General features: G+C 72.1%; 20 protein-coding genes and 2 pseudogenes. 13 read left to right on the forward strand and 9 right to left on the reverse strand.

What is annotated here, in order from left to right; all coding sequences use genetic code 11:
- Positions 1–16: 16 nt before the first annotated feature.
- Positions 17–406 (forward strand): hypothetical protein, encoded by a 390-nt coding sequence (locus tag ACFOX0_RS13620; protein ID WP_377545355.1) that lies wholly within the window; start codon positions 17–19, stop codon positions 404–406.
- A gap of 46 nt (positions 407–452) precedes the next feature.
- On the opposite strand, the gene ACFOX0_RS13625 is transcribed toward ACFOX0_RS13620, so the two are convergent.
- The 3 genes and pseudogenes from ACFOX0_RS13625 to sodN form a co-directional block, all read right to left on the reverse strand.
- Positions 453–857: an anti-sigma regulatory factor gene (locus tag ACFOX0_RS13625; RefSeq protein WP_377545357.1), complete on the reverse strand. Its 405-nt coding sequence runs from the start codon at positions 855–857 to the stop codon at positions 453–455.
- Positions 858–1,013: 156 nt separating this feature from the next.
- A pseudogene (locus ACFOX0_RS13630) lies at positions 1,014–1,496 on the reverse strand (N-acetyltransferase family protein); the annotation flags it as partial.
- Positions 1,497–1,603: 107 nt separating this feature from the next.
- The gene (gene sodN, locus ACFOX0_RS13635) at positions 1,604–2,008 is read right to left on the reverse strand and encodes a superoxide dismutase, Ni (protein ID WP_377545359.1); all 405 of its coding nucleotides are present in this window, start codon (positions 2,006–2,008) and stop codon (positions 1,604–1,606) included.
- Between the two features lie 83 nt (positions 2,009–2,091).
- Here sodN and ACFOX0_RS13640 point away from each other — a divergent pair, with 83 nt between their 5' ends.
- The 5 genes from ACFOX0_RS13640 (at position 2,092) to ACFOX0_RS13660 (ending at position 7,653) form a co-directional block, all read left to right on the forward strand.
- A complete protein-coding gene (locus ACFOX0_RS13640; RefSeq protein ID WP_377545361.1) occupies positions 2,092–2,436 on the forward strand; it encodes a S24/S26 family peptidase in 345 nt (114 codons plus the stop codon).
- Between the two features lie 142 nt (positions 2,437–2,578).
- Complete coding sequence (locus ACFOX0_RS13645) at positions 2,579–3,757, forward strand: NAD(P)-dependent malic enzyme (RefSeq protein ID WP_377545363.1); 1,179 nt, start codon at positions 2,579–2,581, stop codon at positions 3,755–3,757.
- 111 nt (positions 3,758–3,868) lie between these two features.
- Positions 3,869–4,831 (forward strand): zinc-binding dehydrogenase, encoded by a 963-nt coding sequence (locus ACFOX0_RS13650; protein WP_377545365.1) that lies wholly within the window; start codon positions 3,869–3,871, stop codon positions 4,829–4,831.
- A 399-nt stretch (positions 4,832–5,230) separates the two neighbouring features.
- Positions 5,231–6,520 (forward strand): hypothetical protein, encoded by a 1,290-nt coding sequence (locus tag ACFOX0_RS13655; protein ID WP_377545367.1) that lies wholly within the window; start codon positions 5,231–5,233, stop codon positions 6,518–6,520.
- Between the two features lie 161 nt (positions 6,521–6,681).
- Positions 6,682–7,653 carry an alpha/beta hydrolase family protein gene (locus tag ACFOX0_RS13660; RefSeq protein WP_377545369.1) on the forward strand — a complete coding sequence of 324 codons (972 nt, stop codon included), beginning with the start codon at positions 6,682–6,684 and terminating at the stop codon, positions 7,651–7,653.
- A 40-nt stretch (positions 7,654–7,693) separates the two neighbouring features.
- On the opposite strand, the gene ACFOX0_RS13665 is transcribed toward ACFOX0_RS13660, so the two are convergent.
- Complete coding sequence (locus ACFOX0_RS13665) at positions 7,694–8,602, reverse strand: alpha/beta hydrolase family protein (RefSeq protein ID WP_377545371.1); 909 nt, start codon at positions 8,600–8,602, stop codon at positions 7,694–7,696.
- Between the two features lie 191 nt (positions 8,603–8,793).
- Between ACFOX0_RS13665 and ACFOX0_RS13670 the strand changes: the two genes are divergently transcribed.
- The gene (locus ACFOX0_RS13670) at positions 8,794–8,961 is read left to right on the forward strand and encodes a hypothetical protein (protein ID WP_377545373.1); all 168 of its coding nucleotides are present in this window, start codon (positions 8,794–8,796) and stop codon (positions 8,959–8,961) included.
- A gap of 74 nt (positions 8,962–9,035) precedes the next feature.
- On the opposite strand, the gene ACFOX0_RS13675 is transcribed toward ACFOX0_RS13670, so the two are convergent.
- The 5 genes from ACFOX0_RS13675 to ACFOX0_RS13695 form a co-directional block, all read right to left on the reverse strand.
- Entirely contained in the window at positions 9,036–9,215 is a 180-nt protein-coding gene (locus ACFOX0_RS13675) for a DUF6104 family protein (protein WP_377545375.1), read from the reverse strand.
- Positions 9,216–9,298: 83 nt separating this feature from the next.
- Entirely contained in the window at positions 9,299–13,021 is a 3,723-nt protein-coding gene (locus ACFOX0_RS13680) for a multifunctional oxoglutarate decarboxylase/oxoglutarate dehydrogenase thiamine pyrophosphate-binding subunit/dihydrolipoyllysine-residue succinyltransferase subunit (RefSeq protein WP_377545377.1), read from the reverse strand.
- A gap of 200 nt (positions 13,022–13,221) precedes the next feature.
- On the reverse strand, positions 13,222–14,058 hold the full coding sequence (locus tag ACFOX0_RS13685; RefSeq protein WP_377545379.1) for an ABC transporter permease subunit: 837 nt from the start codon (positions 14,056–14,058) through the stop codon (positions 13,222–13,224).
- Positions 14,055–14,990: an ABC transporter ATP-binding protein gene (locus tag ACFOX0_RS13690; RefSeq protein WP_377545381.1), complete on the reverse strand. Its 936-nt coding sequence runs from the start codon at positions 14,988–14,990 to the stop codon at positions 14,055–14,057. The genes ACFOX0_RS13685 and ACFOX0_RS13690 overlap by 4 nt, the downstream gene beginning before the upstream one ends.
- Before the next feature lie 184 nt (positions 14,991–15,174).
- Positions 15,175–15,837 (reverse strand): hypothetical protein, encoded by a 663-nt coding sequence (locus ACFOX0_RS13695; protein WP_377545383.1) that lies wholly within the window; start codon positions 15,835–15,837, stop codon positions 15,175–15,177.
- A 117-nt stretch (positions 15,838–15,954) separates the two neighbouring features.
- Between ACFOX0_RS13695 and ACFOX0_RS13700 the strand changes: the two genes are divergently transcribed.
- The 6 genes and pseudogenes from ACFOX0_RS13700 (at position 15,955) to ACFOX0_RS13725 (ending at position 21,867) form a co-directional block, all read left to right on the forward strand.
- Complete coding sequence (locus ACFOX0_RS13700) at positions 15,955–16,749, forward strand: GNAT family N-acetyltransferase (RefSeq protein ID WP_377545385.1); 795 nt, start codon at positions 15,955–15,957, stop codon at positions 16,747–16,749.
- An 11-nt stretch (positions 16,750–16,760) separates the two neighbouring features.
- A pseudogene (locus ACFOX0_RS13705) lies at positions 16,761–17,675 on the forward strand (lysophospholipid acyltransferase family protein); the annotation flags it as partial.
- Between the two features lie 312 nt (positions 17,676–17,987).
- Positions 17,988–18,854, forward strand: coding sequence for a DUF4097 family beta strand repeat-containing protein (locus ACFOX0_RS13710; protein WP_377545387.1), 867 nt, complete (start codon positions 17,988–17,990; stop codon positions 18,852–18,854).
- Positions 18,851–19,456 (forward strand): PadR family transcriptional regulator, encoded by a 606-nt coding sequence (locus tag ACFOX0_RS13715; protein WP_377545389.1) that lies wholly within the window; start codon positions 18,851–18,853, stop codon positions 19,454–19,456. The genes ACFOX0_RS13710 and ACFOX0_RS13715 overlap by 4 nt, the downstream gene beginning before the upstream one ends.
- Before the next feature lie 96 nt (positions 19,457–19,552).
- Positions 19,553–20,254: a response regulator transcription factor gene (locus tag ACFOX0_RS13720; protein WP_377545391.1), complete on the forward strand. Its 702-nt coding sequence runs from the start codon at positions 19,553–19,555 to the stop codon at positions 20,252–20,254.
- The gene (locus ACFOX0_RS13725; RefSeq protein ID WP_377545393.1) at positions 20,251–21,867 is read left to right on the forward strand and encodes a sensor histidine kinase; all 1,617 of its coding nucleotides are present in this window, start codon (positions 20,251–20,253) and stop codon (positions 21,865–21,867) included. Before ACFOX0_RS13720 ends, ACFOX0_RS13725 begins: the two co-directional genes overlap by 4 nt.
- Positions 21,868–21,879 lie beyond the last annotated feature (12 nt).

The raw sequence follows: 21,879 nt of genomic DNA on the forward strand, positions 1-21,879 counted from the left end.
GGGTATCGTTTCGCCCGTGACGATCGACTCCGACAACCTGCCCGGGCCGCTCCGATGGGCGGTGTGGCTGCTGCGGGGCGAGGCGGTCGGCGTGGGCCTGCTCGCGGTCTTCCTGGTCTGGTCCGACCTGACCGGGACCGCGTCCGACCTGGTGTCCGCGCTCTTCGTGACCGGCTTCGCGGTCGCCGGGGCGGCCGTGCTGTGGGTGCTCGCCACCGCGCTGGCCCACCGCCGGGCGGGTGCCCGGGCCCCCGCCATAGTGCTGCAACTGATGCTGCTGCCGGTCGGCTACTACATGATCCAGGGCGGTCTCGGCTGGCTCGGCACGCCGTTGATCGTGCTCGGCGTCGTGGTGTGCGGTCTGCTGGTCAGCCCGTCCTCCACCCGCGCGCTCGGCGTCGGCTGAAACCGAGCCCCGAGCCCTCCGAGCCCCGAGGCCGTGGCGCGCCGGGTCAGGCCGTGGCGCGGCGGGTCAGCAGCCCGATCGAGGCCCGGCCGTTCGCGGTGCCGGCGGAGGCCGACGTGGTCAGCGCGGTCAGCACCTTCCAGGCGAACGAGGACTCGGAGGGCAGCTGCGCCCCGGCGGACGTCGGCACGCTCACCTCGACGGTCAACGCGTCCTCGGTGACCGCGAACCGACAGTCGAGTTCGGCACCGTTGCGCGACACGGCCAGCAACATCGCGCAGGCCTCGTCCACCGCGATCCGCAGGTCCTCGATCTCGTCGAGCGCGAAGTGCAACCGGGCGGCCAGCCCGGCGGTGGCGGTCCGCAGCACGCTCAGGTAACCCCCGTCGGCGGGCACCGTGAGCAGCACGACGTCGTCGTCCACCGCCGGCTGTGTGGTCAGTCGAGTCACTGCGCCCCCCTCACGACCGGGACTCTACCGGGTGCCGGCCGGTGCGATCGGGTCGGACGCGGCGGCCGGGTCGGACGCGGCGGCCGGGTCGGACGCGGCGGCCGGGTCGGACGCGGCGGCCGGGTCGGACGCGGCGGCCGGTGTCGGGACCGGCCGCGGTGCGGCCGGACCGTGGCCCGCGGCGAGGTCCCGCAGGGCGGCCCCGGAGAGCCGGAACGGGACGTACTCCGTCATCGGCTCGGCACCGATCGCGCGGTAGAAGGCGCCGGCCGGGTTCCAGTCGAGCATCCACCATTCGAGGCGCTGGTAACCCCGCTCGACACAGATCGCGGCCAGCGCGGCGAGCAGCCGCCGGCCGGCGCCGGTGCCCCGGGCAGTCGGGTGGACGTACAGGTCCTCCAGGTAGATGCCGTGCACGCCGGCCCAGGTGGAGAAGTTGAGGAACCACAACGCGAATCCGACGGGCCGGTCGGCCTCGTCCACCGCGACGTGGCCGAACAGGGCCGGCCGGGGATCGGTCCCGGACCCGTCGGTCCCTTCCCGGCCGTCCGCGACCGGGAACAGGGCGGAACGCAGTTGATCCTCGGTGAGGTGGCAGTGCTCGGCCGCCCGTTCGTACTCGGCCAGCTCGTGCACCATCGCCACGATGGCCGGTACGTCGTCGGGCCGGGCCGGCCGGATCACGACCGGAGGGACGGACCCGACGCGCGGGCCGGCGTCGACCGGCCCGCGCGGTGGGAGCTGACTCATGCCTGCTTGGTCTCCCAGAAGATCTTGGCGATCTCGTCGATCTTCTGCAGCAGCTCGTCGGCCTTGGCCGCGTCCGTGGATCCCTTGGCGCCGCTGGCCCCGGCCAGCTTGGTGGCCTCGTTGAACAGGGTGTGCAGGTTCGGGTACTTCTCGAAGTGCGCCGGCTTGAAGTAGTCGGTCCACAGCACCCACAGGTGGTGCTTGACCAGCTCGGCGCGCTGCTCCTTGATGATCAGAGCCCGGGTACGGAACTCCGGATCGGTGTTGGCCTGGTATTTCTCGTCGATAGCCTTGATCGACTCGGCCTCGATCCGGGCCTGGGCCGGGTCATAGACACCGCACGGCAGATCGCAGTGCGCGCTGACGACGAAACGTGGCTTGAGGATGCGGGAAAGTCGCATCAGGCCCTCCTGGGAAGATTGCGATGATCTGAGGCCGACACTACTCCTGACGAAGGTCCCCACCGGCGTGGAGGTGAAACCTGATGCGGATGGGACGCTCCGGCCGTCGTTCGCCGGCGCCGCTGTTCCCCGTACTGGTGGCCGGGCCGTCGATGGCACCGACGCTGCGGCACGGTGACGCCCTGCTGGTGCGGCGCGGCGATCGGCGGATCCGACCGGGCGACGTGGTGGTCGCGGTCTTCCGCAGCCGACCGGACCTGCCGGTGGTCAAGCGGGCGGTACGGGCGGTGGACGGCGGGTGGTGGCTGCATGGTGACAACGAGTTCGTCACCGACGACTCCCGGGCGTACGGCGTCGCCGACGTCCTCGGCCGCGTGGTGCTGCGCTACTGGCCACGGCCGGGACGGATAAGTTACCGACGGGTATGACCCTGCTCACACGAAGTCGGGGTTCTCGACAGTAAGCTCTGCAGGACATGACCGGGTGATCCCCGGAACGCACCGCCCGTCACCGCCGATCAGGCGTCCCTTCCGGCCGGTTCACCGCGCTCGACTCGTTTCTGGAGTCCTCATGTCCTCGCCTGCCCCGGATCCCGCCGATCCCGTCTTCCAGCTGCACCGCGGCGGTAAGCTCGCCGTTGCCTCCACCGTCCCGCTGGCCAGCCGCGAGGACCTCTCCCTCGCCTACACCCCGGGCGTCGCCCGGGTCTGCGAGGCGATCGCCGCCGACCCGTCGCTGGTGGACGACTACACCTGGGTGTCGCACACCGTCGCCGTGGTCACCGACGGCTCGGCCGTCCTCGGGCTGGGCAACATCGGCCCGCGCGCCGCGCTGCCGGTGATGGAGGGTAAGGCGGTGTTGTTCAAGCAGTTCGGCGGGGTGGACGCGGTACCGGTCTGCCTGGACACCCAGGACACCGAGGAGATCATCGCGGCGGTGACCGCGCTGGCGCCGTCGTTCGGCGGGATCAACCTGGAGGACATCAGCGCGCCGCGCTGTTTCGAGATCGAACGCCGGTTGGACGAGGCGCTGGCCATCCCGGTCTTCCACGACGACCAGCACGGTACGGCGATCGTGGTGCTCGCCGCGCTGCGCAACGCCGCCACGCTGCTCGACCGCAAGCTCGGCGACCTGCGGGTGGTGGTCAGCGGCGCCGGGGCTGCCGGGGTGGCGGTCACCAAGATGCTGGTGGCCGGTGGGGTGAACCCCGGTCAGGTGGTGGTCTGCGACTCGCGGGGGATCCTGCACGCGGACCGGACCGGCCTGACCCCGACCAAGATCGAGCTGGCCGCGTTGACCAACGCCGACGGCCGGCGGGGCGGGATCGTCGAGGCGCTGCGCGGGGCCGACGTCCTGATCGGCGTCTCCGGCGGGCAGATCCCGGAGGAGGGGGTCGCCGACATGGCACCCAGCGGGGTGGTGTTCGCCCTGGCCAACCCCACTCCCGAGGTGCACCCCGAGGTGGCGGCCCGGCACGTGGCGGTGGTGGCGACCGGTCGCAGCGACTACCCGAACCAGATCAACAACGTACTGGCCTTCCCGGGCGTGTTCCGGGGCGCGCTGGACGCCCGGGCCAGCCGGATCACCGACGCGATGAAGCTGGCGGCGGCCGACGCCATCGCCGGCGTGGTCGCCGACACCCTCGAACCGGACGCCATCGTGCCGTCGCCGCTGGATCCACGGGTGGCGCCGGCGGTGGCCGAGGCGGTGGCCGAGGCCGCGCGCCGGGACGGCGTCGCGCGCGCCTGAGTCCCGCCCACCCGGGCCCTGGCCGCGGGCCGGTCCGATGTCCACGGCCCGACCGTCGTGCCGGGCCCGGGCGGTTGCCGGAGGTGTCGGAGCCGCGGAGGCGCTGCTAGCGTGCGGATCATGCGTGCCGCCTATGCCTCCCGGTTCGACGCCGACAACCCGCTCACCGCTCTTGAGGTCGGTGAGCGACCGGAGCCCGAGCATCCCGGGCCGGACTGGGTGACCGTGCGGGTCCGGGCCAGCTCCCTCAACCACCACGACCTGTGGTCGCTGCGTGGCGTCGGGCTGGCCCCGGACCGGCTGCCGATGATCCTCGGCTGCGACGCCGCCGGGGTGGACCCGGACGGCAACGAGGTGGTGCTCTACCCGATCGTGGCCGACCCGGGCGATCCGCGCGGCGTCTCCATCCTGTCCGAGAATCACCCCGGCACGCTCGCCGAGCGGGTGGCGGTGCCGGCGGCCAACCTGGTGCCCAAGCCGGCCGGGCTGTCGTTCGCCGACGTGGCCTGCCTGCCGACGGCCTGGCTGACCGCCTACCGGATGCTGACCACCAAGGGACGGGTCGACGAGGCGGACGCGGTGCTGGTCCAGGGCGCCGGCGGCGGGGTGGCGACCGCGGCGGTGGTGCTGGCCGTGGCGCTCGGCAAGCGGGTGTACGCGACCAGCCGGGACGCCGCCAAGCGGGACCGGGTCGCCGAACTCGGTGCGACCGCGGTGGAACCCGGCGCCCGGCTGCCGGAGCGGGTGGGCGTGGTGGTGGAGACGGTCGGCGCGGCGACCTTCGAGCACTCGCTGAAATCGGCCGCACCGGGCGCCCGGGTCGTGGTCTCCGGAGCCACCGCCGGGTACGAGCCGAAGCTCAACCTGCGTCGGGTCTTCGCGATGCAGCTGGAGATCCTCGGCACCTCGATGGGCACCCCGGCCGAGTTGGCCGAGCTGCTGGCGCTCTGCGCCGACCGGGGGATCCGGCCCGTGGTGGACCGGGTCTACCCGTTCTCCCGGGTCGAGGAGGCGTTCGCCCGGCTGAACTCCGGTGCGGTCTTCGGCAAGGTGGTGCTGGACCACGACGCCTGACAACGGGCGGATGGACGTGAGGAACGCCGCGCCGGGACTCACGTTGTCGTGAGTCCCGGCGTGAACACACCGGGTTGCGCCTTTTGAAAATCAGGACACTTGGCCCGGGAAAATGTGCTCGGACCGCCGGAAACAGGAGACCCAAACGCCGTCCTAAGCCCATGCACATACTGTCTTGAGGAAGACCAAAGGTTGCCGGTGAACGCCGTTGTTCACGCCCCGGAACCGATCTGCTCACCTGGGTACAGTCATGCCGTTCCGCTGCTTGTGGCGAACGATATGCGGTACGAAAGGAATCAGATCTTGAGGTTCTCCGCAGGGCACAGGGCAATTTGTCGGGCCGATGGGTTCGACGGGATCGGACGATGGTTCCACCGTCGCCCGCTCCGCGTGGTCGCGGTGGCCGCCACGGCGCTCGGCCTGGCCGTGGCGGCCGTGGGGGTCGCCGCGGCGAGCAGCCACGACGGCTCGCTGGTGATCACGAAGGACGGCGCCGTCGTGGACGGTCGCCGGGTGGACGGGCAACTGCAGGTCAAGGCGAACAACGTGACGATCAGGAATGCGCTCGTACGCTCCGACGGGGCCGCCGCGATCCGGATCTTCGACGGTTTCGTCGGCACCCGGATCGAACGGTCCGAGATTCGTTGTCTGGCCCGCGAAACTGATGGCGTCGTCCCTGGGAACTACGCGGCGGAACGCGTTGAAGTGTTCGGTTGCCGGCGTGGCTTCGCGTATTCCGCCGACGCACCCGCGATAATTACCGGTTCCCGGTGGAACGGCACGCCGGTGGCCGCCGGGACCGAGCCGTCGACGGATCCGGCACCCCGTGCGGCGGCCGACCCGGCGGTGGAGACCGGCCTCGGGTCGGCACCCCGGCCCGGCGCGGCCGGTGCGGCGGACGCGTCCCGTGCCGCGGGCGCGGCCGGTGCGGCGGCCGTCATCCCGACGGCGTTCCCCGGCGCGGCCAACACCGGTGTGCCGGCCGGCACACCGTTGAAGGCAGCGGGCTCGATCGTCGTGGCCAAGGCCGGTCAGGTGATCACCGGGCTCGACATCAAGGGCTGCGTCACCGTGACGGCGGCCAACGTGATCATTCGGAAGTCCCGGATCACCTGCGGCCAGAACTACTCGATCCTGAGCCGGCCGACGGCGACCAACCTGCTGGTCGAGGACGTCGAGATCGACGGCATGGGCAAGAACGGCGCCGCGGTCTGCTGCGCGAACTACACGCTGCGCCGGGTGGACATCACCAACGTTCTGGACGGTCCACGGCTCGGCAACAACACCGTGGTGGAGGGTTCCTGGATCCACCACCTCACCCGGGTCGCCGGCTCGCACAACGACGCCTTGCAGACCACCGGCGGAAGCAACATCGTGGTCCGGGGCAACTCGCTGGAGGCGTACAACCCGGTCACCCGGGACCCGAACAACGCCTGCATCATGATCGGTTCGACCACGGCTCCCCAGGTGGCGAACCTGCTCTACGAGCAGAACTACTGCAACGGCGGGAACTACTCGATGGGGATCCGGGTCGACCTGCGCGCCGTCAACATCACGTTCCAGAACAACGCCTACGGGCACGACTACCGGTACGGCGTCATCGCCGCCCGGAGCCAGACCCAGGCCGGCATCCAGTGGGTCAAGGCGACCAACGTGTGGGTGGACAGCCGCGCCCCGGTGGTCCGCTGACCCGGTAACCGTCCGGAGGGTGTCTTCCCGCCTTGCTGGCCGCTGGGGAAGACACCCTCCGGGCCCCGCCGCCGGCGTCCCGCCACCGCTCCCGGATCGGTCGGAGGTGCCGACCCGCCGGAGGCGGCCGGTCGGTCGGGGCGCGCGGCACAATCGAGCGTATGTGTGTGCGTCGTACCGGAGTCCTGCTGGCCGTCCTGCTGACCGTCGTGGGCCTGGTCGGCTGTTCCGGGTCCGGCGACCAGAGGCGGCCCGGGCCGGCGGCCGCGCCGAGCACCGGGCCGACCGCCACGCCCGGCCCGTTGGTGCCGCCCGGCGTGGCGCCGGCCCGCGCGTTCGCCGTCGGGGTACGGGACATCACGGTCGAACGGTCCGACCGGAAGCTGCCGGTGACGATCTGGTACCCGGCGACCGGCACCGCCGGCGGCACCCCGACCCGGGGCCGGTCGGCGGCGGACGGCCGGTTCCCGGTGGTGATCTTCAGCCACGGCCTCTCCGCGCGACCGGCCGACTACCAGCTCCTGCTCACCCGATGGGCCGCCGCCGGGTTCGTGGTCGCCGCGCCCACCTACCCGCACACCAGCCGGGGCGTGCAGCTCAACGTGCTGGACGTGCTCAACCAACCGGCGGACGCGTCGTACGTATTGACCCGGGTGCTCGCCCTCGACGGCCGGGCCGGTGACCCGCTGCGCGGGCGGCTCGCCACCGACCGGGTCGCCGCCGCCGGACACTCGGCCGGCGGGGTGACCACGATCGGGCTGTTCACCGCGAGCCGCGACCCGCGGCTGGACGCGGGCGTGGTGCTGGCCGGCAGCGCCCTCGGCGTGGGCACCGCCTTCGCCGGCGCGGCGGCCCCCCAGTTGTACGTGCACGGCGAGCGGGACGACGTGGTGTCGTACGCCGAGGGCAAGGCCGCGTACGACATGGTGCCGTGGCCCAAGGCGATGCTCAGCCTGCCCGAGGGCGACCACGGCCGATCGCTGCTGCGCAAGGGTGACCCGGCCTTCCCGGTCGTCGGTGACACCACGGTGGAGTTCCTCCGCTGGTCGCTCTACGGCGACCCGGCCGCCAAGCGCCGGCTCGCCCGGGAGGCCACCGCCGGCAACGTCGCCGTCCTCGACGACCACCTCTGAGCCTGCCGCCGATTCTGCTGTTTCGGACGAGGGTGGGCGGTTAGAGGCGGGAGTCGAATTCGGTGGTGCCGGGGGAGGACGCGTCGGTGGGGAGGCGGCGGCGGGCGGTGAGGTCGCCGTAGAGGGCCCAGCGCAGGAAGTCGGTCATGGTGCGGACGATCTGGTCGAACGCCCGGCGGCCGGGGGCCAGGTAACCGCCGTGGTCGCCGCGGGTCACCGTCAGGAACGCCTTGGGCCAGGGGACCTGGTTGAACGCCGCCCGCCCCCGGCTGATCGGTACGGTCCCGTCGGCGTTGCCGTGCACGAACAGCATCTTCGCGGTGGGGCCGCCGAACGACGAGCCGGTCATCCCGGCGCCGGCGATGACGATGCCGGCCCGCAGCTGCGCGGCGTGGCCGGCGCTGAACAGGCCGGCGGTGGTGTAGCCACCGGCCGAGTGCCCGGCCGCGGCGAGCCGGGTCGGGTCGAGATGCCCCGCGAAGGGGTCGCTGGGTACGTCGTTCAGCCGCAGCACCTGCTGGACGACCTGCCACGCGTCGGCCGGCTGGTTGCGGATGTCGGCGCGGCTGAACTGGCCGGCCCGCCGGTTGGTGTGCGGGTAGGCGGGGGCCGCTACCACGAAGCCGGCGGCGGCCCAGCGACTGGTCAGCTGCCCGTGCATCTCGGGCAGGCTGTGCAACCCGTGGCTGAACAGGACCAGCGGGAACCGTCCGGCCGCGATCGGGGCATTCTGGACGGTACGCCCGTTCGACGCAGCGCGGTTGACCGGATACCAGACCGTGGTGGGCAGTGGCCGTCCGGGCCCACGGGCCAGGCGCAGCGTGCGGACGCCGACGGCATACGTGCCCTCCTGGGCGGTGGAGACCCGGGTGACCGGTGTGGACGCCACCACCGGCTGTCCGCAGCCGCTCAGTACGGCCGCCACCAGCAGACCCAACAATCCCCGCATCGACCGACCAGCCCGCACACCATCGACGGTAGGCGGGCCGGGTCGTCCTGCCGCCAGCTTTCCGGTTGTCGTCGATCGGCCACGTGGCCGGTTTACCGAGCAGGTCCACCCGACCACGCCCGGTATCCGACCAGGTATCCCGGGCATCCACGGGCGGCGCGGCCGACCCCTCGTTGGCTATGGTCGTGCCCATGTCTGACGAATACGCCGACCCGAGCGGCAACACCGAGGCGTTCCGCGCCTTCGCGCACACCCCGGAGACCGCCCCGCGGCAACCCTCGAAACTGCCCCTGTTGATCGGTGTCGCCGTGGCGGCGGTGCTGGTCGTCGCCGTGCTGGCCTGGTTCGTCCTGTCCTGACCGGTACGCCCGGGCACGAACCGGGCCGGACCGTCCCCACCAGCCGGCGCCGGTACGCCGCAGCCGGTGGGCGGTCAGTCCTCGTCCTCGTCGTCGAGCCGGGCCAGCCAGGTGGCGAACCGCTCGACCGGCGTCTCGAAGTCGGGGTTGAGGTCGACGAAGTCCCGCAGCCGGGCACCGAGCCATTCCAGGGTGACCGACTCGTCCCCGCGTCGGTCGACGAGTTCCTCGATGCCACGATCGGTGAAGTACATGCCGTTCTCCTCGCTACGGTACGGCTCCGTCCGGTGACGAGGTCACCGGACGGAGCCGCGATCCCGTTCGATCCACCACCCGGTCAGGGCCGGGGCAGGGCCGCCTCGATCAACGCGGACTGCTCGGCCTCGTGCATCTTGGCCGAGCCCACCGCCGGCGCGGCGGCCGACGGACGCGAGATCCGCCGCAGCCGTACGCCCTCCAGGTGCTCCAGCAGGTTGAGCGCGATGAACGACCAGGCGCCCTGGTTGGCCGGCTCCTCCTGCACCCAGGCGAAGTCCTCCGCGTCGGGGAACTCGGCCAGCGCCGCGCGGACCTCGTCCACCGGCAGCGGGTAGAGCTGCTCCACCCGGACGATGGCGGTGTCGGTGATGCCCCGCTCGGCCCGGGCCTGGACCAGGTCGTAGTAGATCTTGCCCGTGCAGAGCAGGACCCGCTTCACCGACTCGGGCTTGAGGCCCGACGTGTCCCGCAGCACCGGCTGGAAGGTGCCGCCGGTGAAGTCCTCCACGTCGGAGACGCAGAGCTTGTGGCGCAGCAGCGACTTCGGGGTGAAGACCACCAGCGGCTTGCGCTTGGGTGAGAGCGCCTGCCGCCGCAGCAGGTGGAAGTAGTTGGCCGGGGTGGTCGGGATGGCCACCCGCATGTTGTCCTCGGCACACATCTGCAGGAACCGCTCCGGCCGCCCGGAGGTGTGGTCCGGCCCCTGCCCCTCGTGGCCGTGCGGCAGCAGCAGGGTGACCGCGGACTTCTGGCCCCACTTCACCTCGCCGGACGAGACGAACTCGTCCAGCACCGACTGCGCCCCGTTGACGAAGTCGCCGAACTGGGCCTCCCAGCACACCAGCGCGTCGGGGTTCTCCACCGAGTAGCCGTACTCGAAGCCCATCGCCGCGTACTCGGACAGCAGCGAGTCGTGCACGAAGAACCGGCCGTGGTCACCGGCCAGGGTCGACAGTGGCACGTGCTCCTCGCCGGTACGCGCGTCCACCACCACCGCGTGCCGCTGGACGAAGGTGCCGCGGCGGGAGTCCTGACCGGCGAGCCGGACGGTGACCCCGTCGCGCAGCAGCGAACCGAAGGCGATGATCTCGCCGAACGCCCAGTCGATGTTGCCCTCGACGGACATCTTGGCCCGCTTGTCCAGCAGTTGCTGGAGCCGCTTGTGCGGGGTGAAGCCGTCCGGCAGCGACACGTGCGCGTCGCCGACCGCACGGACCACGGCGGCGTCCACCGCGGTCTCGACCTCGGGCTCCGGCTCCGGCTCGTGGCGCGGCCGGCTGGGCCGCTTGCCGGCCGACCCGTTGGCGTCCCGGGTGGCCTTGAAGACCCGTTCCAGCTGCGCCTGGAAGTCCCGCAGCAACTCCTCGGCGTCCTCGACGGTGATGTCGCCGCGACCGATCAGTTCCTCGGTGTAGAGCTTCCGGACCGAGCGCTTCGCGTCGATGATCTGGTACATCCGCGGGTTGGACATCGACGGGTCGTCGCCCTCGTTGTGTCCCCGCCGGCGGTAGCAGACCATGTCGATGACGACGTCCTTGTTGAACGCCTGCCGGTACTCGAAGGCCAGCCGGGCGACCCGGACCACCGCCTCCGGGTCGTCGCCGTTGACGTGGAAGATCGGCGCCTGGATCATGCGCGCCACGTCGGTGCTGTAGAGGCTGGACCGGCTGTACTCCGGGGCGGTGGTGAAGCCGACCTGGTTGTTGACCACCACGTGCACGGTCCCGCCGGTGCGGTAGCCGCGCAGCTGGGAGAGGTTGAGCGTCTCGGCCACCACGCCCTGACCGGCGAACGCCGCGTCGCCGTGCACCGCCACCGGCAGCACGGTGTAGCCCTCCAGCTTCAGGTCGATCCGGTCCTGCTTGGCCCGGACGATGCCCTCCATCACCGGGTCGACCGCCTCCAGGTGGGACGGGTTGGCGGTGACCGACACCTTGATCGCGTGCTCGCCGTCCGGGGTGGTGAACTTGCCGGCCTGACCGAGGTGGTACTTCACGTCGCCCGAGCCCTGGGTCGAGCGCGGGTCGAGGTGCCCCTCGAACTCCGAGAAGATCTTCTCGTACGGCTTGCCGACGATGTTGGCCAGCACGTTCAGCCGACCCCGGTGCGCCATCCCGATGACGACCTCGTCGAGCTGGGCCTCGGCGGACGCCTCCAGCACCTCGCCGAGCAGCGGGATCAGCGACTCGCCGCCCTCCAGCGAGAACCGCTTCTGGCCGACGTACTTGGTCTGCAGGAAGGTCTCGAACGCCTCGGCGGCGTTGAGCCGGTTCAGCACGTGCTTCTGCGCGCCCGTCTCCGGCTTCTCGTACTTGCGCTCTATCCGCTCCTGGATCCAGCGGCGTTCCTCCGGATCCTGGATGTGCATGTACTCGATGCCGATCCGCCGGCAGTACGAGTCACGCAGCACGCCGAGCACCGACCGCAGCTTCATCCGGGGCTTGCCGGCGAACCCGGCCACCGCGAAGGTCCGGTCCAGGTCCCACAGGGTCAGGCCGTGCTCCAGCACGTCCAGGTCCGGATGCTTACGGATCTTGAACTCGAGCGGGTCGGTGTCGGCCATCAGGTGCCCGCGCACCCGGTACGCGTGGATCAGCTCGTGCACCCGGGCGGTCTTGTTGATCTGGCCCTCGGAGGTGACCGCCACGTCGCGGACCCAGCGGACCGGCTCGTACGGGATCCGCAGCGAGGTGAAGATCTGGTCGTAGAAGCCGTGCTCGCCGAGCAGCAGCTCGTGCATGACCTTCAGATATTCGCCGGACTGGGCGCCCTGGATGATCCGGTGGTCGTAGGTGCTGGTCAGCGTGATGATCTTGCTGACCGCGAGGTCGGCGAGGGTCTCCTCGGACATCCCGGCGTACGGGGCCGGGTACTCCATCGCGCCGACGCCGATGATGGTGCCCTGGCCGACCATCAACCGCGGCTGCGAGTGCACGGTGCCGATGCCGCCCGGATTGGTCAGCGAGATCGTCGCGCCGGTGTGGTCCTCCATGGTCAGCTCGTTGCGCCGGGCCCGGCGGACGATGTCCTCGTACGCCTGCCAGAACTGGCGGAAGTCCATCTGCTCGCACGCCTTGATCGACGGCACCACCAGGTTGCGCGAGCCGTCCGACTTGACCAGGTCGATCGCGATGCCGAGGTTGACGTGCTCGGGCCGGCGGATCACCGGCTTGCCGTCCGCCTCGCCGAACGAGTTGTTCATCTCCGGGTGCGCGGCCAACGCCCTGACCATGGCGTACCCGATGAGGTGGGTGAAGCTCACCTTGCCGCCGCGGCCGCGGGCCAGGTGGTTGTTGATCACGATCCGGTTGTCGACCAGCAGCTTGGCCGGCACCGCCCGGACGCTGGTCGCGGTCGGTACGGCCAGCGACGCGTCCATGTTCTGCACGATCTTGGCGGCCACCCCGCGCAGCGGTACGGTCTGCGCGCCGGTCGCGGCGGGCGTACCCGGGGTGGTGGCCTTGCGGTCGGCGGCCGCGGCCTTCGGTGCAGCCTTCGGCGCGGCGGGGGCCTTCGGGGCCGGCTGGGCCTTGGCCGGCGCGGCGGCGGACTTACCGGCCGCCGGCTCGGTGCCGGTCTTCGGAGCCGCCTTCGGCGCGCCGCCGTCGGCGCCCTTGGCCGGGGCCGTTGCCGGGGCCGGTTTCTGCTCGTTGACCGGACGGTAGTCCGCGAAGAAGTCGTGCCAGGCCGAGTCGACGCTGCTGGGGTCGGCGAGGTAGCGCTGGTACATCTCCTCGACGATCCACTCGTTCGGGCCGAAACCCGCCAGTGGGTTTTCCTGGGAAGTCTGCTGGGTCGACACGGCCAGTAATCGCCTCTTTCACGCGGTTCGTCATCTCACGCGGGCTGTCGCCACGGGTGGAGCTGGTCAGAAGACGCGTACCAGGCTACGCCGTGCCGATACCGGCGGCGTTTCCGCATCCGTCCCGTGTCGCGTCTCACAGCCTACGGCCGCGGTGGCCGGTCGGAGGGCGGTCGGACCGCCCCCCGACCGACCGTGGCTCAGGAGATGTCCCGGGTCCGCACGATCATCGTGCCGACGAACCCGGTCACCACGGCGTACGCGATCAGCACGACCGCGCCCACCCACTGCGGTGGGTTACCGGGCAGTTCGGTGCCGCTGATCATGAGCTGGGAGGCGATCGATGGCACGATGACCTGTGCCTTGGAGATCCAGTCCCACTTCAGCCACTGCTGCAACAGGCTGAAGATGATCCCGGCCGCCGCCGTCCCGACCAGGTAGAGCACCACGGCGGTGACGGTGGCGCCGATCTGGCTGCGGATCAGCACCCCGAAGCCGACCCCGAGGGTCCCCCACAGGACGTAGGCCAGCAGGTTGAGCAGGATCGGTCGGATCACTCCCCACTGGCCGAAGTGGTTGTCCACGTTCTCGGCGCCCAGGAAGATGATCGTGGCCGGGATGGTGAGCAGCGTGGTGATCAGCCAGGCGCCCGCGCCCATCAGCGCGGCGGCGACCAGCTTCCCGAGGATCACCGCGGTCCGGTGCGGGGTGGTCAGGAAGGTGGTGGTCGCGGTCTGGTGGTGGAACTCGTTGGTGACCACGATGATGCCGATCAGGGTCACGAAGAGCAGCCCGAAGAACTGGCCCGAGGTGTAGAGGTTGGCCGCCTGGTACAGCGTGTCGGCCGCGGCCCGGATCTGCTCGGCCTGCTCCGGGCTGGCGTTCGGCGGGACGTCGGTGGCCTGCTTGAAGATGAAGTGCGCGCTGACCGCGTTGACCAGGAAGGACAACGCGAGCAGCACGAAGGCGCCCAGGCCGAACAACCACCAGGTGTTGGTGGTACGGATCTTGAGCAACTCGGCTCGGACCAGCCTCATCGGATCTCCGCCTTTCCGGCCGTCAGCTCCAGGAAGACACCTTCCAGGTCGGGGCGCTCGGTGGTCAGCTCGTGCAGTTCGACCCGGGCGGCCAGCGCGGCCTTGCCGATGGCCGGCGCGTCCGCCCCGGCGACCAACAGGGCGCCCTCCGCGCCGGGGGTCACCGTCGCGTTGATCGCGGTCAGCGCGGTGGTCAGCTCCTCGACCTGCGGGGTGCGCACCCGGACCTGGGCGCCGTGCTGCATCGACCCGAGCACCTCGGTCACCGTGCCCTGCCGGACCAGCTTCCCGGCCGCGATGATCACCACGTCGTCGGCGAGCAGCTGCATCTCGGAGAGCAGGTGGCTGGAGACCAGCACGGTCCGCCCCTCGGCGGCCAGGTTCTTGAGGAAACCGCGCATCCAGCGGATGCCCTCGGGGTCGAGTCCGTTGGCCGGCTCGTCGAGGATCAGCACCCGCGGGTCGCCGAGCATCGCGGCCGCGATGCCGAGCCGCTGCTTCATGCCGAGCGAGTAGCCCTTGAACTTGCGCTTGGCGGCCGGGGCCAGCCCGACCAGCTCCAGCGCCTCGTCCGCCCGCCGCCTGGGCAGCCCGGCTGCGGCGCAGATCACCCGCAGGTGGTTGATGCCGGTCCGGCCCTTGTGCGCGCTGGACGCCTCCAGGATCGCGCCGACCTGCCGCAGCGGGTCGGACAGGTCGGCGTAGCGCCGGCCACCGATGGTGGCGGTCCCGCCGGACGGGGTCACCAGGTTGAGCAGCATCCGCAGCGTGGTCGTCTTACCCGCGCCGTTCGGACCCAGGAAGCCGGTCACCCGGCCCGGCTCGACGGTGAACGACAGATTGTCGACCGCTCTCAGGTTCTTGTACTGCTTTGTCAGGCCGGCGACGACGATCCTGCCGTCCCCGGCCGTGGGGCTGCGCCCGTCGGACATCTCGCTCCTTCAGTGGACGGCGCCACCGGACGGTCGCGCCGTTGCACAGCGTGACGGTTCCGGGGTGCCGCGGTCAATCCGGCTGGATGCGGAACCCGGTCTCATCCCCGGGCCGGACCCGCTCATCCCCGAGCAGGACGGCGCCGGTGGGCGAGGGCGCCCGTACGGGACGTGACGTGGATGGTCAGACCGCGATCCAGGTGGCCCGGGCGTGGCCGAGTCGGCTGCCGTCCGCGCCGTACAGGGTGGAGTGGGCGAGCGCCTTGCGGCCGTCGGTGCCCAGCAGGCGCCCGGTCACCACGCACTCGTCGCCGGGCGCCGGCACGGCCTCGACCACCGCCGCGATCCGGCCCAGCACGTACGGCCGGCCCGCGCCGAGGACCGCCCAGCCGCCGGGGCAGTCCAGGGCCGCCCAGACCGTCTCGCGCGTCACGTCGGCCGGGGCGCGGAACGGCGCGGCGGTCCGACCGTCCGGCAGCCGGCCCGGGAAGATCCGTAACCCGTCGGGGTGCTCCGGGCCGCAGACGTAGCAGGTCGGGAAGGGGTGGTCGACGAAACCGGGGTAGTCGGCCGACGCCTCGACCGCCGTCGCCCGGGGCACCGTGGGCACCGTCGCGTCGAACGGCTCGACCCGGCGTACCTCGGCCACCAGTTCGCCGTCGGGGTCGCGTACCTCGGTGGTGTCGGCACCGGCGACGACGGTGAGCGGCGTGGCCAGCGGCGGCGGCCGGCGCAGGGTGACCTCGGCCGGCCCGGTGCCGGCGGGCGGCGCGGCGGCGAAGATCCCGGCCGCGTACCCGCCGTTGCCGGAGTTCGGCGGTCCGTTGAAACGCGCTTCCACGATCATGGGCACACCCTATGGGAGGTGCCCCGGCAGGCCCGGCGCACCGGCGTTCATCCGATCGACACCCGGTCCACCGGCGGCCGACACCCCACCGGCAGCGGGCCGCTCTACACAGAATCCATGGCAGTTCTCCTCACCGCTCCCGCACCCACCGGCACCAGCGGTTACACCCTGCTGATCGCCGACGACGACGCACAGGTCGCCGCCGCGCAGCGGCTGCGCCACCAGGTCTTCGCCGAGGAACTCGGCGCCACCCTGCACACCCTCCGGTCGGGCCTGGACATCGACCCCTTCGACGAGCACTGCGACCACCTGCTGGTCCGCGACGACAGCACCGGACAGGTGGTCGGCACCTACCGGATGCTGCCGCCGGACCGGGTCGGCCGGGCCGGCGGCCGGTACGCCGAGGCCGAGTTCGACCTGACCGCCCTGCGCCCGCTCACCGACCAACTGGTGGAGATCGGCCGGTCCTGCGTGCACCCCGAGCACCGGTCCGGCGCCGTGATCAACCTGATGTGGGCCGGCATCGCCCGCTACCTGCACCTGCGTGGTCTGCGGTGGCTCGGCGGCTGCGCCTCAGTCCCGCTGGACGACGGCGGGACGACCGCCGCCGGCGTGTGGGACCGGTTCGCCACCCGGCACCTGTCACCGCCGGCGCTGCGGGTCCGCCCCGGCCGACCCTGGCTCGCCGAGCCGGCCGGCGCGGCGGCGGTGTCGGCCCGGCTCGCGGCCGGCGCGGACGCCCCACGGGTCGGCGTACCGGCCCTGCTCAAGGGTTACCTGCGGCTCGGCGCCTGGGTCTGCGGCGAACCGGCGTACGACCCCGACTTCGACGTCGCCGACTTCTACGTCCTGCTCTCAATGGACCGGATGCACCCCCGCTACCGCCGGCACTTCCTGGGGGAGGAGTCGTGAGCCCGGCCGGCGTGGCGGCGTACCCCGATCGGGCGCTCTGGCAGCCGCGGTCCGCCTGCGGACCGGGTTGCCTGCCCGCGACCGGCGCCGATCCGACCGTCTCCGGGCCGCGCCAGGCGGCCCGGCTGATCGCGCTGCTCGGCGTCATGCTGCTCGGCGCCGCGCTGCTGCCGGTGCTGCCGGTGCTGACCTCCGCCGGCCGGCACCGGGCCGGTCGGGTCTGGGCCCGCGGCGTCCTGCGCGCCGTCGGCGTCCGGTTGACCGTCAGGGGGCGCCCGCCCACCCGACGGGCGCTGCTGGTGGCCAACCACGTCTCCTGGCTGGACATCGTCGCGGTGCTGGCCATCTCGCCGAGCCGGCTGCTGGCCAAGCGCGAGGTCCGCGACTGGCCGCTGGTCGGCCCGCTGGCCGCGGCCGCCGGCACGATCTTCGTGGACCGGTCCCGGCCCCGGGCGCTGCCCGGCACGGTGGCCCGGGTGACCGCGCGGCTGCGCGCCGGTGGCGTGGTCGCGGTCTTCCCGGAGGGTACGACCTGGTGCGGCGGCCCCGGAGGACCCGGGTACGGCGACATGGTCGGCCGGTTCCGGCCGGCGTTGTTCCAGGCGGCGCTGGACGCCGGGGTGCCGGTCGTGCCGTTGACCCTGCGTTACCGGTCGGCCGTCGGGGCGCGGGACACCACGGCGGCGGCCTTCCTCGGCGACGACAACCTGTGGCGGTCGCTGCGCCGGGTGCTGGCGGTCCGGGGACTGACCGTCTCGGCGCGGCTGGCCGACGCGCTGCACCCGGACGCCGGTGCCGACCGGCGGGCCCTGGCCCGGCTCGCCGAGCGGGCCGTCCACGGCGGCGCCGTGCCCGCGAACCTTTCCCGGCGCGGCCGGTCCGAGGTGCCGGTCCCGGTCCCGGTCCCGGTTCGGGTTCGGGTCCCGGTCCCGGTCCCGGTTCGGGTCCCGGTTCGGGTCCCGGTTCGGGTCCCGGTCACGGTCCCGCTTGGCGGGCGTCCCGCCGCGCGGGACCCGCTCGACCTGGCCGCCTGAGCCGACGTCTGCCCCACCAGGTGGCCCGGACACCTCGATTTCGGTGCCACATCAAGAACTGGTAACCACATCGCCTTCGATGTGGGCGCCGAATTCGACACCTCCGCCGGCCGTACCACCCGCCGCGACGAAGGTCGTGGTGCAGACGCGATGTATCGCGTTATAGTCAACGTGATACATCGCGGGTGGCCCGGGGAGGACGGCATGGCCAGTTGGACGGTCGGCGAGCCGCGGCGGCTCACCCTGTCCGAGTCGGTGGACCGGCTCGACGTGCACCTGGTGGTGGGGCGACTCAACGTGATGGCCACCGACGGGCCCGCCCGGGTCGAGGTGACCCGGATCGGCCGGTCGCCGGTCGCCGTGGAACACCGGGACGGCCGGCTCGTCGTCCGGCAGGACGGGATCCCGAGGCGGCCCGGCCCGCTCTGGTGGCTGCGGAGCCGGACGCTCCGGGCGGACGTCTCGATCGCCGTACCGGCCGGGGTCGTGGCCGACCTGCGGCTGATCGACGGCCCGGTGATCGTGTCCGGCCTGCGGGCCGAGACCACCGTCGACGTCACCTCCGGGCAGGTGACCCTGCTCGGGCTCGACGGCACCACGAACGCGAAGCTGGTCAGCGGGCCGGTCGAGGCGCTCGGGGTGGCCGGCGACCTGTCGATGGAGACGGTCTCCGGTGAGCTGGTGCTGGCCGACGGCACCGCCGGCCGGGTGCGGGCCAGCACGGTCTCCGGCGCCATCACCTGCGACCTGGACAGCGCCTGGCACAGCGAGGTCCGACTCGGCACGACGTCCGGCAGCGTCACCGTACGGGTCCCGGAGGACAGCGACCTGACCGTGCACCTGCACACCGGCAGCGGGCGGATCACCAGCGCCTTCCCCCAGGTGCGGCCCGGGACCCGGCTCTGGTCCGCGACCGGCCACGGCGTGCTCGGCGCCGGGCAGGGCAAGCTGTGGGTCGACTCCGCGTCTGGCAGCATCGCCCTGTTGGCCCGTCCGGTCGACCGGGACGGCTTCGGTCCGGCCCCAAAGACCGGGCGGGACGGGCCCGGCGGTGAGGAGGTCGATCCGTGACGGCGGTGTTCAGCCACGGCCGGCTGCGGCTCTATCTGCTCAAGCTCCTCGACGACGGCCCGAAGCACGGCTACGAGCTGATCCGGCTGCTGGAACACCGCTTCCACGGCACCTACGCGCCGAGCGCCGGCACCGTCTATCCACGGCTGCAACGGATGGAAACCGAGGGACTGGTCGCGCACACCCGGGTGGGCGGACGCAAGGTCTACGAGATCACCGCGGCCGGGCGGGACGAACTGCACCGGCGGGCGGCCGAACTGGCCGAGTTGGAGATCGACATCAGCGCCTCGGTGGCGGACCTGGCCAGCCTGGCCGGCCAGATCCGGTCCGGGGTCCGCGACTCGGTCCGCGACCTGCGGCGGGAGCTGCGCGAGGCGGCGCGGGAGACCCGCCGCAACGGGTGGGGGATGTCGACCGAGGCGGCGTCGCCCGGCCCGGCCGCCCCGGTCGACCTGAGCACCGAGTTCGAGGACCGGCTGGCCGCGTTCGTCACCGAGGTCCGGGCCAGGGCGAGCCACAGCCACGCGTCCGAGCGGCAGTTGCGGGCCGCCATCCGGGTGCTGGACGGCGCCCTGGACGCGCTGCGCCGGCTGTTGCGCTGACCCGCCGTCGTCCGACGCCGCCCGGTTTGGCGGCTCTCAGAAAACTTTCAGGCAGTCACCAGCCATGACGCAGGGGTCGGACGCATGATGGTCGGCATGGCCGCGACCCAGTCCGAAGCACGTCTGCTCGTCGTCGAGGACGACCCGAACATCCTTGAACTGCTCTCCGCCAGCCTCCGGTTCGCCGGCTTCGACGTGGCGACCGCCACCAGCGGCAGCGCGGCGGTGCGGGCGGCCAAGGATCGTCGGCCCGACCTCGTCGTGCTCGACGTCATGCTGCCGGACCTGGACGGCTTCGAGGTGATTCGGCTGATGCGCGAGAGCGGCACGCGTACGCCCGTCGTGTTCCTGACCGCGCGGGACGCCACCGACGACAAGATCCGTGGCCTCACCCTGGGCGGCGACGACTACGTCACCAAGCCGTTCAGCCTGGAGGAGTTGACCGCCCGGATCCGGGCCGTGCTGCGGCGTACGGCCACCGGGGAGCAGGCGCCGGCCCGGCTCACCTTCGCCGACCTGGAACTGGACGAGGAGACCCACGAGGTGCACCGGGCCGGGCGCCGGGTCCAGTTGTCGCCGACCGAGTTCAAGCTGCTGCGCTACCTGATGCTGAACGCCAACCGGGTGCTGTCCAAGGCGCAGATCCTCGACCACGTGTGGAACTACGACTTCCGCGGCGACGACAACATCGTCGAGTCGTACATCTCGTACCTGCGGCGGAAGGTCGACAACACCCAACCGCGCCTGATCCACACCCTGCGCGGCGTCGGCTACGTCCTGCGCAAGCCGGCGGCATGATCACCGACCGCCTGCGGCCCCGCGGGCTGGTCGACCACCTGCGGCTGAAGGGCAAGATCCGCGGTACGCCGCTGCGGGTCAAGCTGGTCGCCGCCGTGCTGGCCCTGGTGGCCTCGGCGCTCGTGGTGATCAGTGTGATGACGGCCTACTTCCTGCACAGCTACCTGATCGGCCAGGTCGACGGCGAGCTGCGCGACACCGCGAGCCAGGTGCGCGACGCGGTGGAGCGGCTGGAGTCGCCGGCGAGGACGAGTACCGAGTACACGCCGCCCACCGACTACGTCATGGCGGTCACCGACCGCAGGACCGGCCTGGCCGACGCGCCGGCCTACCAGACGAACCGGTTCCATCCCGATGACCTGCCGGCCCTGCCGTCGGACGCGGCCGGGTTCGCCAATCTGCAGGGCGAGCCGTTCACCGTCTCGGCCAAGGACGGCCGGGTGCGGTGGCGGATGCTCTACACCCCACTGCCGAACGGGCAGATGCTCGCCGTCGGCCAGCACCTCACCGACATCGACCTGGCGGTGCGGCGGTTGATCTGGATCGACGTACTGGTCGGTGGGGCCGTGTTGATCCTGCTGGCGTCGCTCGGCGCGGCCGTGGTGCGGACCAGCCTGCGGCCGTTGTCGGACATCGAGCGGACCGCCGCGGCGATCGCCGGCGGTGATCTGACCCGGCGGGTGCCGGACCCGGAGCCGGGGGAGTTGGAGCCGCGGTCGGAGCTGGGCCGGTTGTCCCGGGCGCTCAACGCGATGCTCGCCCAGATCGAGGCGGCGTTCACCGCGCGCGCCGCGTCGGAGACGGCGGCCCGGTCGGCGGAGAGTGCGTCCCGGGACGCCGCGGTGGCCGCGCAGGCGTCCGAGGCCAGGGCCCGGCGGTCCGAGGAGCGGATGCGGCAGTTCATCGCGGACGCCTCGCACGAGCTGCGGACGCCGCTGACCACGATCCGCGGCTTCGCCGAGCTGTACCGGCAGGGCGCCGCCAGCTCGCCCGAGGACGTGGCCAGGCTGGTCCGGCGGATCGAGGACGAGGCCGCCCGGATGGGGCTGCTGGTCGAGGATCTGCTGCTGCTGGCCCGGCTGGACCGGGAGCGCCCGCTGCTGCTGGCCCCGGTCGAGCTGCGGGTGCTCGCCGCGGAGGCGGTGCAGGCCGCCGAGGCGGTGGCACCGGACCGGCGGATCGCCCTGGAGGTCGAGCCCGGTGCCGGTGGCCTGGTGGTGTTCGGCGACGACGCCCGGCTGCGGCAGGTGCTGGGCAACCTGGTGACCAACGCGATCAGCCACACCCCGCCGGACGCCGCGGTGACCGTACGGCTGCGCAGTGAGCCCGGTCACCTGGCCGTGGTCGAGGTGGCCGACACCGGCCCGGGACTCTCGCCGGAACAGGCCGAACGGGTCTTCGAGCGGTTCTACCGGGCGGACGCGGCCCGCAGCCGGCGGGCCGGCGTCGCCAACGGCACCGGCCTGGGCCTGGCCATCGTCGCCGCGCTGGTGGCGGCGCACCACGGCACGGTCCAGGTGACCGAGACGCCGGGTGGGGGGGCCACCTTCCGGGTACGGCTTCCGCTCGTCCCGGAGACCGAGGCCGAGGAACCGGTGGACACTCACAGTTAATGTCCAGCCGCA

The sequence above is a fragment of the Micromonospora zhanjiangensis genome, assembly GCF_042650605.1.
Lineage (GTDB): Bacteria > Actinomycetota > Actinomycetes > Mycobacteriales > Micromonosporaceae > Micromonospora_J > Micromonospora_J zhanjiangensis.

Coding starts and splice junctions, on each gene's coding strand:
- ACFOX0_RS13670 (WP_377545373.1), top strand. CDS start 8,794: ATGTCTGACGAATACGCCGACCCGAGCGGCAACACCGAGGCGTTCCGC.
- ACFOX0_RS13665 (WP_377545371.1), bottom strand. CDS start 8,602: ATGCGGGGATTGTTGGGTCTGCTGGTGGCGGCCGTACTGAGCGGCTGC.
- sodN (WP_377545359.1), bottom strand. CDS start 2,008: ATGCGACTTTCCCGCATCCTCAAGCCACGTTTCGTCGTCAGCGCGCAC.
- ACFOX0_RS13640 (WP_377545361.1), top strand. CDS start 2,092: ATGCGGATGGGACGCTCCGGCCGTCGTTCGCCGGCGCCGCTGTTCCCC.
- ACFOX0_RS13675 (WP_377545375.1), bottom strand. CDS start 9,215: ATGTACTTCACCGATCGTGGCATCGAGGAACTCGTCGACCGACGCGGG.
- ACFOX0_RS13685 (WP_377545379.1), bottom strand. CDS start 14,058: ATGAGGCTGGTCCGAGCCGAGTTGCTCAAGATCCGTACCACCAACACC.
- ACFOX0_RS13645 (WP_377545363.1), top strand. CDS start 2,579: ATGTCCTCGCCTGCCCCGGATCCCGCCGATCCCGTCTTCCAGCTGCAC.
- ACFOX0_RS13725 (WP_377545393.1), top strand. CDS start 20,251: ATGATCACCGACCGCCTGCGGCCCCGCGGGCTGGTCGACCACCTGCGG.
- ACFOX0_RS13660 (WP_377545369.1), top strand. CDS start 6,682: ATGTGTGTGCGTCGTACCGGAGTCCTGCTGGCCGTCCTGCTGACCGTC.
- ACFOX0_RS13700 (WP_377545385.1), top strand. CDS start 15,955: ATGGCAGTTCTCCTCACCGCTCCCGCACCCACCGGCACCAGCGGTTAC.
- ACFOX0_RS13710 (WP_377545387.1), top strand. CDS start 17,988: ATGGCCAGTTGGACGGTCGGCGAGCCGCGGCGGCTCACCCTGTCCGAG.
- ACFOX0_RS13720 (WP_377545391.1), top strand. CDS start 19,553: ATGGCCGCGACCCAGTCCGAAGCACGTCTGCTCGTCGTCGAGGACGAC.
- ACFOX0_RS13695 (WP_377545383.1), bottom strand. CDS start 15,837: ATGATCGTGGAAGCGCGTTTCAACGGACCGCCGAACTCCGGCAACGGC.
- ACFOX0_RS13690 (WP_377545381.1), bottom strand. CDS start 14,990: ATGTCCGACGGGCGCAGCCCCACGGCCGGGGACGGCAGGATCGTCGTC.